The 13,451-nt window shown below is 61.9% G+C and carries 15 protein-coding genes; 5 read left to right on the forward strand and 10 right to left on the reverse strand.

Annotated elements, in window-relative coordinates:
- Positions 1–6 precede the first annotated feature (6 nt).
- Entirely contained in the window at positions 7–570 is a 564-nt protein-coding gene (gene msuE, locus BLQ55_RS29400; RefSeq protein WP_092259008.1) for an FMN reductase, read from the reverse strand.
- A 377-nt stretch (positions 571–947) separates the two neighbouring features.
- On the opposite strand from msuE, the gene BLQ55_RS29405 reads away from it, so the two are divergent.
- From BLQ55_RS29405 to BLQ55_RS29415, 3 genes are all read left to right on the forward strand, one after another.
- Positions 948–2,192 carry an acyl-CoA dehydrogenase family protein gene (locus tag BLQ55_RS29405; RefSeq protein WP_092204581.1) on the forward strand — a complete coding sequence of 415 codons (1,245 nt, stop codon included), beginning with the start codon at positions 948–950 and terminating at the stop codon, positions 2,190–2,192.
- A gap of 441 nt (positions 2,193–2,633) precedes the next feature.
- Positions 2,634–3,359: a CPBP family intramembrane glutamic endopeptidase gene (locus BLQ55_RS29410; RefSeq protein ID WP_256326663.1), complete on the forward strand. Its 726-nt coding sequence runs from the start codon at positions 2,634–2,636 to the stop codon at positions 3,357–3,359.
- Positions 3,360–3,382: 23 nt separating this feature from the next.
- Entirely contained in the window at positions 3,383–3,760 is a 378-nt protein-coding gene (locus BLQ55_RS29415; protein ID WP_092204579.1) for a hypothetical protein, read from the forward strand.
- Between the two features lie 153 nt (positions 3,761–3,913).
- On the opposite strand, the gene BLQ55_RS29420 is transcribed toward BLQ55_RS29415, so the two are convergent.
- The 4 genes from BLQ55_RS29420 to BLQ55_RS29435 form a co-directional block, all read right to left on the reverse strand.
- The gene (locus tag BLQ55_RS29420) at positions 3,914–4,609 is read right to left on the reverse strand and encodes a tRNA (adenine(22)-N(1))-methyltransferase (RefSeq protein WP_092259014.1); all 696 of its coding nucleotides are present in this window, start codon (positions 4,607–4,609) and stop codon (positions 3,914–3,916) included.
- Between the two features lie 15 nt (positions 4,610–4,624).
- The gene (locus BLQ55_RS29425) at positions 4,625–5,551 is read right to left on the reverse strand and encodes a Gfo/Idh/MocA family protein (RefSeq protein ID WP_092204577.1); all 927 of its coding nucleotides are present in this window, start codon (positions 5,549–5,551) and stop codon (positions 4,625–4,627) included.
- Between the two features lie 118 nt (positions 5,552–5,669).
- Entirely contained in the window at positions 5,670–6,464 is a 795-nt protein-coding gene (locus BLQ55_RS29430; protein WP_092204576.1) for a DeoR/GlpR family DNA-binding transcription regulator, read from the reverse strand.
- 112 nt (positions 6,465–6,576) lie between these two features.
- Complete coding sequence (locus tag BLQ55_RS29435; protein WP_092259017.1) at positions 6,577–7,584, reverse strand: aldo/keto reductase; 1,008 nt, start codon at positions 7,582–7,584, stop codon at positions 6,577–6,579.
- 93 nt (positions 7,585–7,677) lie between these two features.
- Between BLQ55_RS29435 and BLQ55_RS29440 the strand changes: the two genes are divergently transcribed.
- Positions 7,678–8,580 carry a LysR family transcriptional regulator gene (locus BLQ55_RS29440; RefSeq protein WP_092259020.1) on the forward strand — a complete coding sequence of 301 codons (903 nt, stop codon included), beginning with the start codon at positions 7,678–7,680 and terminating at the stop codon, positions 8,578–8,580.
- Positions 8,581–8,686: 106 nt separating this feature from the next.
- Here the strand turns inward: BLQ55_RS29440 and BLQ55_RS29445 are convergent, their stop codons facing one another.
- Entirely contained in the window at positions 8,687–9,028 is a 342-nt protein-coding gene (locus BLQ55_RS29445; RefSeq protein WP_092204573.1) for a YajG family lipoprotein, read from the reverse strand.
- A 151-nt stretch (positions 9,029–9,179) separates the two neighbouring features.
- Here BLQ55_RS29445 and BLQ55_RS29450 point away from each other — a divergent pair, with 151 nt between their 5' ends.
- Positions 9,180–9,419 carry a hypothetical protein gene (locus BLQ55_RS29450; protein WP_092259023.1) on the forward strand — a complete coding sequence of 80 codons (240 nt, stop codon included), beginning with the start codon at positions 9,180–9,182 and terminating at the stop codon, positions 9,417–9,419.
- 30 nt (positions 9,420–9,449) lie between these two features.
- Here the strand turns inward: BLQ55_RS29450 and BLQ55_RS29455 are convergent, their stop codons facing one another.
- The 4 genes from BLQ55_RS29455 to BLQ55_RS29470 all read right to left on the reverse strand — a co-directional run bounded on the left by BLQ55_RS29455 (position 9,450) and on the right by BLQ55_RS29470 (position 13,391).
- A complete protein-coding gene (locus BLQ55_RS29455; RefSeq protein ID WP_092259026.1) occupies positions 9,450–10,385 on the reverse strand; it encodes a hypothetical protein in 936 nt (311 codons plus the stop codon).
- A gap of 115 nt (positions 10,386–10,500) precedes the next feature.
- The gene (locus BLQ55_RS29460; RefSeq protein WP_092259029.1) at positions 10,501–10,995 is read right to left on the reverse strand and encodes a DUF2269 family protein; all 495 of its coding nucleotides are present in this window, start codon (positions 10,993–10,995) and stop codon (positions 10,501–10,503) included.
- 2 nt (positions 10,996–10,997) lie between these two features.
- Positions 10,998–12,125 carry a saccharopine dehydrogenase family protein gene (locus BLQ55_RS29465; RefSeq protein WP_092259032.1) on the reverse strand — a complete coding sequence of 376 codons (1,128 nt, stop codon included), beginning with the start codon at positions 12,123–12,125 and terminating at the stop codon, positions 10,998–11,000.
- Between the two features lie 78 nt (positions 12,126–12,203).
- The gene (locus BLQ55_RS29470; protein WP_092204568.1) at positions 12,204–13,391 is read right to left on the reverse strand and encodes a XylR family transcriptional regulator; all 1,188 of its coding nucleotides are present in this window, start codon (positions 13,389–13,391) and stop codon (positions 12,204–12,206) included.
- Positions 13,392–13,451 lie beyond the last annotated feature (60 nt).

Genomic DNA, 13,451 nt, shown 5'->3' on the forward strand with positions numbered 1-13,451 from the left:
AAAGGATCAGGCAGCACTGGCGTCACGCCGGGCACTCGGGACCAGACTCAGCAACGCCGACTCGACGGCGCGCTCGATACGCTCCAGCACCTGCGCACTGGAGATCCGGTATTGGCTGAAATCGGTTTCGCTGGCATAGACCCCCACTGGCAGGCTGAGGGCCTGGAAGAAGCCGAACAGGGGCCGCAACTGGTGATCGATCATCAAGGCATGGCGATCCGAGCCGCCTGTCGCGGCCAACAGCACCGGTACGTTCTTGAGGGCTTCGTGATGAACGAAATCGAACAGGTGCTTGAACAGGCCGGTGTACGAGGCTCGGTACACCGGGCTGGCGGCGATCAACAGATCCGCCGATTCAATGGCATGCAGATCCTCCTGCACAGCAGCTGGCAACGCCTCGCGACGCAACACCCCAGCGAACTGTGGACCGACCTTGGCCAATTCGATCAAGCGCACCTCGATCGGCAGTTGCTGCCCGAGCCGGTCCACCAACGCCTGGAGCAGTGCCAGGGTGCGTGACGGGTGCTGCACGCTGCCTGACACCGCCACCACTTTGAATTGCTTGCTCATCGCTTACCCCATGCCTGGAGACGCCACCTCAGCGTCTGCACAAGGTGTAGAGCAGCAACCGTGCCAGTTGAATATTTCCTTATTAATCAAATAGTTAAACTAACAACCCAATCACTGCACTGTCGCCCGACGGACAAGCTGTTGTTCCACTGTTGCCTGGCGAACACCTGGCCCGTCGATGTCCGTTGCGGCAACTGTTGCCCGGCACACAGTTGCGCAACAGATTGTCCGCGGCCAGGACAGCCCTTTCGCTGATGAACGCCGTATGGACCCAGCATTTACGGGCGTTGGGCCTCGGGCATGGACTGTGCAATGGCTTTTGGCACCGGCAGATTTTTCCCCTGCCCACCGACTCGCCACCCATAAGGAATATCAACATGACCGCACAGCAACACCACCTGCCGCCGATCCTTTCCACAGGCACCGACTATGAGCCCCTGGCCGAACGCTTCCGGCCGATCTTTGCACGCATCCAGGCCGGCGCCCTGGAGCGTGAGCAGACACGCAGCCTGCCCTTTGAACAGGTGAAGTGGCTGAAGGAAGCCGGCTTTGGCGCCGTCCGCGTACCGGTCGAATATGGCGGCGCCGGGGCCTCACTGCCGCAGCTGTTGCAATTGCTGATCGAACTGGCTGAAGCCGACTCCAACCTGCCCCAGGCCTTGCGCGGGCACTTCGCATTCGTCGAGGACCGCCTCAACGCCCACGCCAGTAGCCCACAGGGCACCTGGTTCAAGCGCTTTGTCGAGGGGGAGTTGGTGGGCAATGCCTGGACGGAAGTCGGCGCGGTGAAAATCGGCGAAGTCGTCACCCGGGTTTCCCGCCAGGGTGATCAATGGGTCGTCAACGGCACCAAGTACTACAGCACCGGCAGTATCTTCGCCGACTGGATCGACGTGTATGCCCAGCGCGACGACAACGGCGCCGACGTGATTGCCGCCGTCCGTGTGCACCAGCCGGGCGTCAAGCAAAGCGATGACTGGGACGGCTTCGGCCAGCGCACCACCGGCAGCGGGACGTCGCTGTTCGAGAATGCATTGGTCGAGGCGGAAAACCTCATCGACTTCTCTACCCGTTTCAAATACCAGACCGCGTTTTATCAACTGGTGTTGCTGGCCGTGCTGACCGGCGCCGGCCGCGCGGCGGTTCATGACATCACCGAGCAAGTGCGTAAACGCACGCGGGTCTTCAGCACCGGCAATGCCAGCGAAGTGAGCCAGGACGTGCAGGTGCAGCAAGTGGTCGGCAGGGCATCGGCCCAGGTCTATGCCGCCGAAGCCACCACCCTGCGCGCCGCGAGCGCCTCCCAGCGTGCCTACGAAAGCCGCTTCAGCCAGGACGCCGAGACCGAGCACACCGCCAACATCGCCGCCGAACTGGAGTCGGCCCAGGCCCAGGTGGTGATTTCCGACTTGGTGCTGCGCGCCACCAGCGACCTGTTCAATGCCCTCGGTGCTTCGGCCACCAGTACCAGCAAGGCCCTCGACCGTCACTGGCGCAATGCCCGCACCGCGGCCTCGCATAATCCATTGATCTACAAGGAGCGCATTATTGGTGATTGGGAAATCAACGGTACGGAACCACCGTATGTCTGGCAGATTGGCGGGGGCTCGAAGCAGCTTTGAGCAGGCTTGCTCGCGATAGCGGCGGTTCAGCTACATGGATGTCGGGCTGGCGGGCCTCATCGCGAGCAAGCTCGCTCCCACAGGGGGTCTGGGTTGAACATGGGGTTCGTGTCCACTAGAGATCGAGTGTGGGAGCGAGCTGGCTCGCGATGGCGGTGGTTCAGCTGCATGGATGTTGGGCTGGCGGGCCTCATCGCGAGCAGGCTCGCTCCCACAGGGGGTCTGGGTTGAACATGGGGTTCGTGTCCACTGGAGATCGAGTGTGGGAGCGAGCTTGCTCGCGATGGCGGTGGTGCAGTTGCATGGATGCCTGTTCCTTACGCCACACGTTCGACTTAGTGAGATGCCAATTGCCTACCTCTCCACAAAGCCGATAGGAACTCATCCCAGACGATCAAAACACTGGCATCATGCCTTTTTCCTTGCACTCATGGAGTGACTGTGACGAATCTAAGTGCCGCCCCTGAGTTTGCACCCGCCGCCACTTTATCGCCCTACCGCTTCTTTCCCCGACTCGGGATGTTGGTGCTGGCCACTGTGGTCGTCTTCCTGGCCGCGATGCCCGAGGTCCTTTTCGTGCCTGCGGACATGCAGGCCTATCTGATGTTCACGACCACCTCGGGGCTCACCGCGCTCGTCCTCCTCGGCCTCTTCGCCCTGCAATACCGTGCCGATTCGCGCCCGCAGTGGCGCGGTCATGCCATTGGCAAACCCCTGCGGTGGGGGGCGATCGGCATTGTCGGGACCTACCTGCTTTTCGGCGTCGCCGTCTTCGTGCTCGGGTTGCCCCGTGAGGTGTTCATGGCCGAGCTTCTGGACGGGCTCAATCGTTGGCAGGCCACGATCAAGATTGCCTCGCTGATCGTGCTGCCGCCCATCGCCGAAGAGCTGTTTTTCCGCCATTACATGTTCCGGCTGTTTCCCTACGAGAACAGCCGTGCCTGGACATGGATCGCGATCATCGTGACGTCGGCCGTCTTCGCCGGCATGCACATCCAATACGGAAATTGGATGACGATCGTGCTGATCTTCGCCTGTGGAGGCGTGTTCGCCGTCGCCAGGGTGGCCAGCGGTGGCCTGCTGGTGCCGGTGCTCCTGCATTCGCTGACCGAGATCGTCGCACTGAGCGCTGACCGGTCTTTCTCGCTGATGGGGCTTTACGGGTGAGCCAGCAATCCAGGCCAGCGGCCATGAACCCCCACGCAGCATGCCTCGCGCTGCTTGCCTTGACGCTCCCCTTCCTGTGCGAGCCCGTCCAGGCCTCGACGTGGCAGATCTGCCAGATGGAGCTGCGGATCGTCGAGGTCCTGAAACAACCCTACCCGCAACTTCAGGCGCAGGTCGTGAAAGTCAGGTCCAAATCCGCCTCGGTGGAGTGTCCCGCGCAAGGCTCACTGTTGACCTTCACCCCGGAAACCCCGGACTACCAAGCCACGCTCCCCCGCCGGCAATGGCCCGGCAAAGGGCAGTCGGTACGGGTGGACTACCGCTACCTGGATGGTGTCTGTAAAGGCGACGGTAACTCGTATGCGTGTCGTATCAAGCACTACCCCCTGATGGGTCGGTAGTCGGGCAGCCGGAGAAGGCGGCATTTCTCGAATCAGTGAAGTCACTGATGGCCTCATCGCGAGCAAGCTCGCTCCCACAAAAGGGACTTGCGCAACGCCCTGTGGGAGCGAGCTTGCTCGCGATGACGTCGGCACATCCAACCTCGATGCAACTCAAGCCAGCAGCGCACTGATCCACCGAACCTGCCGTGCAATGTCCTGCAGCTTCTCTTCGGGCACGGCTTGCCGTGCCTTGGCGAAGCTGGCGAGGGTCTTTTGTTTCTGACGCAGCAGGCGTTGCCACTTGGCCAGGAAGGTCGGGGTTCGCGCTTGCATCTGCAGCGGGCCGAAGTACAGCTCCTCGGCGGTATACGTCACTGGCCCGGCGCGCTCGGCGACGATGATCTCGTAGTAGAAGCGGTTTTCCCGCAGCACTTCCTCGCAAAGGATGCGGTAGTCGTTTTCCATCAGCCATTGGCGCAGCGGTTGTTCGCCGCCGTTGGGTTGCAGAATCAGCCGCTCGTGCCCGCTCAGCCGTGCTTTGCCGCTGTCCAGGATGTCACGGATCGTCTCGCCGCCCATGCCGCAGACGCTGATCGCCGTAATCCCGTCTTCCGGCTCGATTGCCGCCAGGCCATTGGCCAGGCGCACGCTGACCAGCTGCTCCAGGCCATTCTCGCCCACGGTGCGTTCGGCGGCGCGCAAGGGTGTCAACGCCACCTCGCCGGCCACCGCCGTCGCAATGACGCCACGGCGCAACAAGGCCACCGGCAGGTACGCGTGATCCGAGCCTATATCGGCCAGGTGCGCCCCCGCCGGCATATGCGCCGCCACGCGCTCCAGGCGCATGGACAATGTCTGTTCGTTCAACTGCAGTTCCCTGGGTTAATCGTAGAACGGCTCGACCGCCGTCCGACTGCCGACAAAGAAGCTGTCCGCGACCAACCGCAGTGGCTGCAGGTCCATGTCGCTGGCCTTGTCGTTGATCAGTTGCTGAAAATGTCGATACACCGCCGCGTACTCGCCCTCCTCGGAGACGGCCTGGCGCACGCCGTCGATGCTCAACAGCGCACCGCCGTTGTCCAGGCGCAGGACGCCTTCGGCGCAGCGAATCTCGATGCTCCAGAGCTCGTCATGGCCATGGTCGAAATCGAACTCCGCCCGGATATCGAGGTGGCGCGCGTCGGCCATCTTGATGCTGGCGGCAATCGGCGACTGGCAGTTGTCCGGCACGCGCAACTCGGCGGCCTCCACGAACAACGGCAGCGCCAACAGATGAGTCGCAATCGACAACGCGTTGATGCCGGGATCGAAGACTCCCAGGCCGCCGGGTTGCCAGATCCACGCCTGGCCGGGGTGCCACTTGCGCACGTCTTCTTTCCAATCGATCTGCACACTGCGCAAGGTGCGACTGGCCAGCCAGTCACGGGCGGCTGCGATGCCAGGGGCGTAACGGGAATGCCAGGCGAACAGGCCGCTGACACCTTGCTCGCGAACCTGCTCCACCAAGGCCATGGCTTCACCCAACGTGGCGCACGGCGGCTTTTCCACCAGAACGTGTTTACCGGCCGCCAGCGCCTGTTGCACCAGGGCGAATCGACCTTGCGGCGGCGTGCAAAACGCAATCGCATCGACATGCGGGCCGTTTTCGAGCAACTCGCCCAGGGATCGGAAGTTCTCCACCCCGGCGCAGGGCTGTCCTTGCGTGGCGACCGCCACCAGTTGGAACGCGGGGTTGGCGTGGATGGCTGGAACGTGTTGATCCTGGGCAATCTTGCCGTAGCCCACCAGGCCGAGACGAATCGGTTGCATCGATGACTCCTGATTTTTTGTACTTGTGATCGGCCAGCAAACTAGACGCAAATCGCCTGGCGGACAATGGGGGGCGCGCAGTATCTACCCGATTGCCCTGCCCTGCGCCGCAAAGGCATCAGCTACGCCGCTGCTCACGGACACCCGTCACGACGTTGGTCACCCGGCCGTAGAAGGGCTCCAGCCGCTCACGTGGCGCATCGTGCTCCACCACCAGGGCGGCGACCTCCTCACAAGAAACCACCTGATAATGCGCAACGCTGGACAGCTTTTCATTGGTCACCGCGGTAATCACTTGCCCACTCGCCGCCACCACTGCGCGCTTGAACTCTGCATCCTCCAGGCCGAATGCCGTGACCCCGTTGTCTGGATCGATGGCACAGGCCCCCAGAAAACACACGTCAAAACTGAACTGGCGCAATTGCTCCACCGCCGTCAGCCCGATCACACCACCGGCGATGGGATTCAAGCGCCCCCCCAAGAGAATGACTTCGGCACGGGGCAGTTTCATCAGCTGAACCGCAATCAACGGCGAATTGGTGGAGAGGGTCAACTGAAGGCTCGGATCGATGGCGCCAGCAATCGCCAGGTTGGTCGACCCGGCATCGATGAACACGTGCTGGCCCGCGCGCAGCAATGCAGCGGCCGCTTGGCCAAGGCTGCCCTTGCGTACCGGGTCCTTACGCACGCGTACATCCAGCGACCCTTCGGCAGCCGGCACAAGTATCGCGCCGCCATAAACACGCTTGCATAACCCCGCCGCTGCCAATACCCCCAGGTCACGCCGGATCGAGTGTTCGGACACATTGAATTCACTGGCCAGGTCAGCCGCGATCACCCGGCCATACCGGGCGAGACGCTGGCTGATCAATTGCTGGCGTTCGCCGGGGAACGCTTCGTGGGGAGAAGTCATGACGTACAACCTGCATAAACGAGCACTAATGATCAAAAACGAGCAAATAGTGCCGGTTATGCAGCGAAGCGTCAAACCCGCTCATCCCAGCGAGCGCCTGCACGACAAACGGTCAAGCGCTCCCTGGAACATTGGTGCCCATGCCCAATGGCAGGAAGGGTCGAATCTCCTCGATCTCCCCGGCACTGAGGCGCAACTGCGCGCCGGCGATCAGCCCATCGACCTGCCCGCGGCGACGGGCTCCGACGATGGCGCCGGTCACCACCGGCTTGCGCAGCACCCAGGCGATGGCGACTGCCGCCGCACTGACCCCGTGCCGTTCGCCGATACCCGCCAAGACCTCGACCAACGCCAGGTTCGCGCTCAAGCGAGGCTCCTGGAAGTCGGCGCTTCGCGCCTTGCGCCAATCGTCGTCGGGCAATTGGGCGATGCGTCCGCGCGTCATGCTGCCGGAAAGCAGCCCCGATTGAAGAGTGGAATAGGCCAAGACACCCATTCCCGCCTGCTCGCAAAATGGCAGGACATCTTGCTCGATGTCCCGCATCAAGGCGGAATAAGGCGGCTGGAGTGAAACGACCTCGGTCACCGCCTGGGCCCGTTTGAGTTGCGCGACATCGAAATTGGAGACGCCGATGGCGCGAATTTTCCCCTGGTCGCGGGCGGTGGCCAACGCCGCAAGCGCGTTCTCGAGCCCTTCGCTGCTGCCGTCGGCAGGAAAGGCCGGCCAGTGAATCTGATAAAGGTCGATGGTTTCGACTTGCAGTCGGCGCAAGCTTGCCTCGACCTCGGAGAGCAACGATCGAGGCGCCAGCGAGTGTGAGATCGCCTTGGTGACCGGGTCCCAGACCAGACTGCCCTTGGTGAACACCAACGGGCGCTGCGAAGCTGGCAGCCGGCGCAACAGCTGCCCGACCAGTTGCTCGGCATGGCCCAAGCCATAAACCGCCGCCGTATCGATCCAGTTCGCCCCGCATTCAACGGCATATTCAAGAGCACCGAGGCTGTCCTCGTCGTCCTGCGCGCCCCAGCTGTATTCCCAACCGGTGCCAGCAATGGCCCAGGTTCCCAGGCCAATGGGCGAAATCAGCAAATCCGATGATCCAAGACGATTCTTTTGCATAGCGAGTTCTCCACAGATGATGCGGGGCAGTATCGGCGAGCGATCTCATGACGATAAGATGGGTAATCGTATTTGAACTACTGAACCGCACTCATGAGTCAGCACCCCGACCTTTCCGAACTGGATGCCTTTGCCGCCGTCGCTCGCCATCGCAGCTTTCGCAAGGCCGCCGACGAGCGTGGCGTTTCGGCCTCGGCATTGAGCCACGCCATGCGAGCCCTGGAAGCACGCCTGGGTGTCAGGCTGCTCAACCGCACCACGCGCAGCGTTACCCCGACCGAGGCCGGCCACCAGCTATTGGCAACGCTGGCCCCGACCCTGCAGCAGGTTGCCGAAGCCTTGACCCAATTGACCTCGCTGCAGGACGTGCCCGCCGGCAAGCTTCGCCTCAACGTGGCGCGTCCGGCGGCGCGTGCGGTATTTGCGAAGGTGCTCGCGCCGTTCGTGGCCAGGTATCCACGCATTCAACTGGACCTGGTCACCGATGATGGCTTGACCGATATCGTCAACGGCGGCTTTGACGCCGGCGTGCGCTTTGGCGAAAGCCTGGCCGGCGACATGATCGCCGTCCCTGTCGGCCCCCCTCAATCGTTCGTGACCGTAGCCGCGCCAGCCTACCTGGCCACGAAGGGAATCGCCCAGGCTCCACGGGACTTGCTCGACCATGCCTGCATCGCCCGGCGTTTTCCCAGCGGCAAACTCTACGCCTGGGAATATCAGGCAGAGGGACAACCGATCCGATTGTCCGTCACCGGTCCGCTCATTCTCGAAGACGATGCGCTGATGATCCAGGCGGCGAAAGATGGCGCCGGGATTGCCTACGTCTACGAGGAGCTGGCGCGCGACGACCTCCGCAATGGGCATCTCACGGAACTGCTTGCGCAATGGAAAGCGCCGCCAAGCCGGTTTTTTCTCTATTACCCCAGCCGACGCCATGTGCCACCGGCCCTGAAAGCGCTCATCGAGTTCATCCGGGCGGACGATTGGCGAACCTGAACCGGCAGGCAAAAAAAAGCCCCGCGACCGAGGACGGTGCGGGGCAAGGGAAATTGGTTGGTTGCGGCCAACCAAAGGAGCACGGTGAAAAGCGTTTACGGGCCGGTCAGATGCATTCCTGTGCGGCGCGTTCGAAACTCGAAGGCAGGAGGTTGGAGGCCAGCAAGTGCCGCTCGTAGATGAACACCTTGCCGCCGTCGCCGGCCTTGTAGGCTTCCAGCACGTTGTCCGCCGACACTTTGCTCGGCACCACGATGCGGTAGCTGCGCTGGGTCTGCGAGACCACCGGGTTCAAGGCGTTGCCCTGCAATTTCGGTACGACGCATTCGGCGTATTGGGCCGGCGTCTTGCTGGTTTGCAAGGTCAGGGTCGGATCGTTCGGTGCCGAGGCACAACCGGCCAGCAACAATGGGGAAAACGCCAGGGGCAGCAAGAATAAACGGCGCATGGTCAGGGTCCTGAAAATAAAAATACGGGGCTGCGTGTTCGATGGCGCTGATTTTCCAATGATTGCCGGCAAAGCAGAACTTGCATTTGGTAATGGTCACTATTACTCCTAGCAATAGTTGCAAGCCGAGAAAGATTGATGAGGCCTATCCATGAGAACGTTTTATCTGATTCGCGACGCGGTATTGCCCGACTTCCGTGAGCGGGTGGCTGACTACCTGATCCAGTACGAAAGCGTGCTGTTGAGCGACACAGAACCCGACCCGGAGCTCAAGCGAGCCACGGCCAACCAACTGCGCGGTTATCTGCGCGGATTGAATACCACCCGGGTATTGGGCATGGCGGATTGGGAGGAACTGGATCGGCGGGTGGTGGACACCTGGCTTCAGTGACCGGCCGGACATTCCGGGAATGTGTTCAATTCAGGGTGGCGTGGGCGATTGCTCCCGCCGCGCTGGGCTGCGATCTCTCGCCGGCTGCGGCCCGACACTGGCTTGGGCCCTGTCCACCAGCCGTTGCACCCAGGCGGCGTCCTGGTCATTGACCACCCCATAGCGGTTCGGCGGTAAAAATCTCCAGTGATGGGCGGCCTCCTCCAGACGCTTGAGTTCATCGGCAGACATCCAGTACGGCGTATCCACCAATGGCATCGGCGCACCGTCGAAACGCCGGCCCAGCTGCAGGTTCGTGCCGGGGGCGAAAGCAATCGCCAGGTGCTGCCGGGGTTGCAGCAGCTTGTCCGGTGCGGGCATTTGCCCTACCCGTGCGTAGCTGAAGTTGCCCGGATATTGCTCCTTGAGCACCAGCCAATGTCCCGCAGCGGTCCGGGCCAGGATCCATTGCGACACGCCGCTGTCCTGCACGCATTTCAGCTTGCCGTCGGTCCATTGCATGAGGGTGTTGCAGTCCGGATCATAGTCGTTGGACCACAGGCTGATGCCGCAGATGAGGGTGTGGTGTTCGAGTTCGACCAGCCCTCGATCGGGCATCGATTGCCAATAACGCTTGGTCGGGTCGCGCTTATCGCGCAAGTAGTTATGCAGGCCCCAGGCAGCCATGAACAGCAAGGTGACGAGCACAAGCCAGCCAAGGGAATCCCCCACGATCCGGTCAAGGTCGACGCCTGGGGCGGATAACCCCTGGTAGACCAACAGCCCCAGCAAAAACGCGATGCCCGGCAACACCGGGCCCAGGCACAACGGCGGCACCAGCACCATGATCCAGCTGAAGCGATGCATGGTCGCACGCTCACGCGCCCAGGCCTGCTCCTGAGCAAGCATCGGCGCCCGCTCCCGTGGGCCGACCTCAGGATCGGGCGTCTGGAAACGCATGTACAGGGTGTAGGTGTCATCGCTCATGGATCGGATCATGCTCTTGAAGTCATCGTGTTAGACACACATTCATCCCCATCGCCCAAACTCGCCCCCTTGCTCAGCCAGGCGAGACAATGGTCCCGGTGCAACGGATCGATATTTAGACCAGGAGTCGCTCGACCCACTGCTGTGGCGTCATCTTCGTCACCATGATCAGCACAATGACAAACATCCCCAAAAAGCCCAGAACCCCCATCCAGAACCACTTCCGATACACGGTTGAGTATCGATCTTCGAGCGTGTGTCCATCCCCCGCCGCGCTCGACGCCATCACGTACAAGCGCTTCTGGAACACCAGCACAGGCAGCCACAACGCCCCCACGCACAGGAAAATGATCAACGACGTCATGATCCATTCGGTGGTCAGGGGAAGTCCGGCCAGTCTCGTTAGCAGGTAACCCGTCACTATCTGAATGAAACCCGCCGGCGTGGTAATCCAGGTATCGAACCGGACGACCGTCCTGGCCACATGGGCAATGACCTGCGGATTGGCGGTGCGGCTGGCGGCGATCAGGTAGAGGTAGGATCCCATGCCGAAGCCGAACAGGAAAATGGCAGCGATCACATGGATGTACTTCAAGCACAGATACAGCATGGTCAACCCTGCCCGTCAGAGAAATGCACGGACAGGCTGAGGTTTTGCGGATCGTTGATGGCGGCCATGTATTCGTCGACGGTGATTTCACCCACACAGGCCCGAGCGCCGGGTTCGGGCAGATACCCCTGGGCGATTTTCGCCGCCAAGGCAACGGCTGCACAGCTGGGAATTTCCGGCCCTTTGTCGTTCATGGCGGTGAGCTGCACGTTCAACGACAGCGGCTCGCCGTCGGCACCGATGCCATGGACGTCGATGTACATTGCACTTTTGCCATCGCCAAATCGTTCGAACCAGAGCCCCCACCGATGAAGCCTGGCCGCCCAGGGGAGATGGTCGCGCACCAGCCCCATCCTCATTGCCTGGGCCAGCAGGTAGTTGGCAATACCGCCGAGCTTCAGGCCTGCGCCGGCCTTGAAGCTCAGGTTCTGGGCACCATAGCGGCTGGCGAAGATATCCATGTCCGGCACGTCGACATTGGCCAGTACCCGGGTGCCCATGTAGCGCATTCTGCGAAGCGTCAGATCCTGCCATCCCAGAACCTCATGCACCCGGCCATTCCTGAGTTGCCTGATCGGCTTACCCGCATAGGCGAGAACGCCTTCGACGGTGGACAACCCCGGCATTTTGGCCGAAGAGGAAATACCATGCTCGATCGTGTCGATGCGTTTAAAGCGATGCCGCTGCTGATCGATGAGGGCGGCCGAGAGCGTCGGCACTGAGCTGCAACCACTGAGGATCGCCACGCCTGCCTGTTTTGCCCGCGTGTCGAGTGCGCCAATGCCGGTGACGAAGGCTCTGCTGTCCGACAAGTCGCAGTAATTCACGCCGGCGTCGATGCAGCTCTCGGCGACGGCATAGGATTGCCCTTGAAAGGGGCCGCCGGTATGAATGACCCATTGGATGTTCATCAAGCCAAGGGCAGATTTGAAGCCTGGGCCCATGGCGTCGCCGCACCAACTTTCACATACCGTGCCCGAACGGGCGTTCAATTCATCGACTTTGCGCTGCAGTTTTTGGGCATCGCGCCCCGAAATCACCAGCTGTACGCCTGGCATCACCACCAGGTGCCTGGAAACGATACTGCCGAAATTTCCATACCCACCGACCACCATGACCCTGAGCGTCATTCCATCCGTCCCTAAATATTCGATGAAGCCCGCAACCTTGCCACAAGGACGACGCGGTGGTGTACTCCTTGTGGCAGGTCATTGAGTTCCCGCACTTGCCCCCTGCTGATACTCCCGAGGCGTGCAGCCGAATTCGCGGCGAAACACCGTGTGCAGGTATTGCGCCGATTTGAAACCGCAACTCTGGGCGATGTCGGCAATCGGTGCGTCGGTGTTTTCCAGCCCGTTGGCGGCAGCGGTCAGTTTGAAGCGCAGGATTTCATCGTGGACGCTGCAGCCCCGCTCCTTGCGAAAATGCGCTTCCAGCGATGAGCGCGATATCCCTACATAAGCCGCCACCTGGGCCGTCTTGATGCCCTGGCAGGCATATTGGCGGATGAAAAGCCGTGCCTGCATGACATAAGGGTTGCCCAACGGTTGATGCAGGCTCGACACCTGCACATTGACCGCATCAGGTGGAATCAGAATCTGTGTGCCCGTGGACGGCATGCCGTGCAGCATTTGGTGGAGCAGGCGTGCGGCGGTGCGGCCCATGGTCTCGGTGCCCTGGATCACCGAGCTCAACGGCACCCGCGTCAGGCTGCGGGTCAGCGGGTCGTTGTCGATGCCGATCAACGCCACTTGCTCCGGCACGGCGATCCCGGCGGTCAGGCAGGCTTGCAGCAGTTGCCGGGCGCGGGCGTCGCTGACGGCGATGATGCCGATGGGCTTGGGCAGGCTTTGCAGCCAGGCGATCTGCTGTTCGACGGCGCTGTCCCAGAGCGGTGCGCTGGTGCCCATGCCGCGATAGACCTCGGCCTTCAGGCCGTCGCGCTGCACCAGCCGGCGAAAGGCTTTCTCCCGTTCCTGGGCCCAGCGATTGGCTTGAGCTTCAGGCAGGCTGAAACAGGCGAAGCGGGTCAGCCCGGCCTCGATCAGGTGCTCGTAGGCCAACCTCATCAACGCGTCGTTGTCGGTGGCGACATAGGGGATGCCCTTCGGGTAGGCGCGTTCATCCTGATAGGAACCGCCCACCGCCACCACCGGCAGCTTGATCCCGGCCAGCGCCTCGCCGATCAGCGGGTCGTCGAAGTCGGCAATGATCCCGTCGCCCTGCCAGCGCTCGATGCCTTTGAGGCGGCAGAGAAAATCCTCCTCGAGGAACAAGTCCCAGGACGCACGCGTGCTGCTCAAGTAGTTGCCGATACCGCTGATGATGCCGCGGTCGTAGATCTTGCTGCCGTTGAACAACAGCGCGATGCGGTGAACGGGCGGGACGGTTTTCATTGGCTTAACCCTGTGCCGGTGGACACAGACTAGGCGCGCGGCCGACGAATCTCAATACTC

It is taken from the genome of Pseudomonas sp. NFACC13-1, from assembly GCF_900104425.1.
GTDB classification, from domain to species: domain Bacteria; phylum Pseudomonadota; class Gammaproteobacteria; order Pseudomonadales; family Pseudomonadaceae; genus Aquipseudomonas; species Aquipseudomonas fluorescens_AA.

What these genes read in the sequence shown, in the direction of transcription:
- BLQ55_RS29465 (WP_092259032.1), bottom strand. Translation starts at nt 12,125, where the DNA reads ATGACGCTCAGGGTCATGGTGGTCGGTGGGTATGGAAATTTCGGCAGT.
- BLQ55_RS29415 (WP_092204579.1), top strand. Translation starts at nt 3,383, where the DNA reads ATGAACCCCCACGCAGCATGCCTCGCGCTGCTTGCCTTGACGCTCCCC.
- BLQ55_RS29435 (WP_092259017.1), bottom strand. Translation starts at nt 7,584, where the DNA reads ATGCAAAAGAATCGTCTTGGATCATCGGATTTGCTGATTTCGCCCATT.
- BLQ55_RS29470 (WP_092204568.1), bottom strand. Translation starts at nt 13,391, where the DNA reads ATGAAAACCGTCCCGCCCGTTCACCGCATCGCGCTGTTGTTCAACGGC.
- BLQ55_RS29445 (WP_092204573.1), bottom strand. Translation starts at nt 9,028, where the DNA reads ATGCGCCGTTTATTCTTGCTGCCCCTGGCGTTTTCCCCATTGTTGCTG.
- BLQ55_RS29430 (WP_092204576.1), bottom strand. Translation starts at nt 6,464, where the DNA reads ATGACTTCTCCCCACGAAGCGTTCCCCGGCGAACGCCAGCAATTGATC.
- BLQ55_RS29440 (WP_092259020.1), top strand. Translation starts at nt 7,678, where the DNA reads ATGAGTCAGCACCCCGACCTTTCCGAACTGGATGCCTTTGCCGCCGTC.
- BLQ55_RS29405 (WP_092204581.1), top strand. Translation starts at nt 948, where the DNA reads ATGACCGCACAGCAACACCACCTGCCGCCGATCCTTTCCACAGGCACC.
- BLQ55_RS29425 (WP_092204577.1), bottom strand. Translation starts at nt 5,551, where the DNA reads ATGCAACCGATTCGTCTCGGCCTGGTGGGCTACGGCAAGATTGCCCAG.
- BLQ55_RS29455 (WP_092259026.1), bottom strand. Translation starts at nt 10,385, where the DNA reads ATGAGCGATGACACCTACACCCTGTACATGCGTTTCCAGACGCCCGAT.
- BLQ55_RS29450 (WP_092259023.1), top strand. Translation starts at nt 9,180, where the DNA reads ATGAGAACGTTTTATCTGATTCGCGACGCGGTATTGCCCGACTTCCGT.
- BLQ55_RS29460 (WP_092259029.1), bottom strand. Translation starts at nt 10,995, where the DNA reads ATGCTGTATCTGTGCTTGAAGTACATCCATGTGATCGCTGCCATTTTC.
- msuE (WP_092259008.1), bottom strand. Translation starts at nt 570, where the DNA reads ATGAGCAAGCAATTCAAAGTGGTGGCGGTGTCAGGCAGCGTGCAGCAC.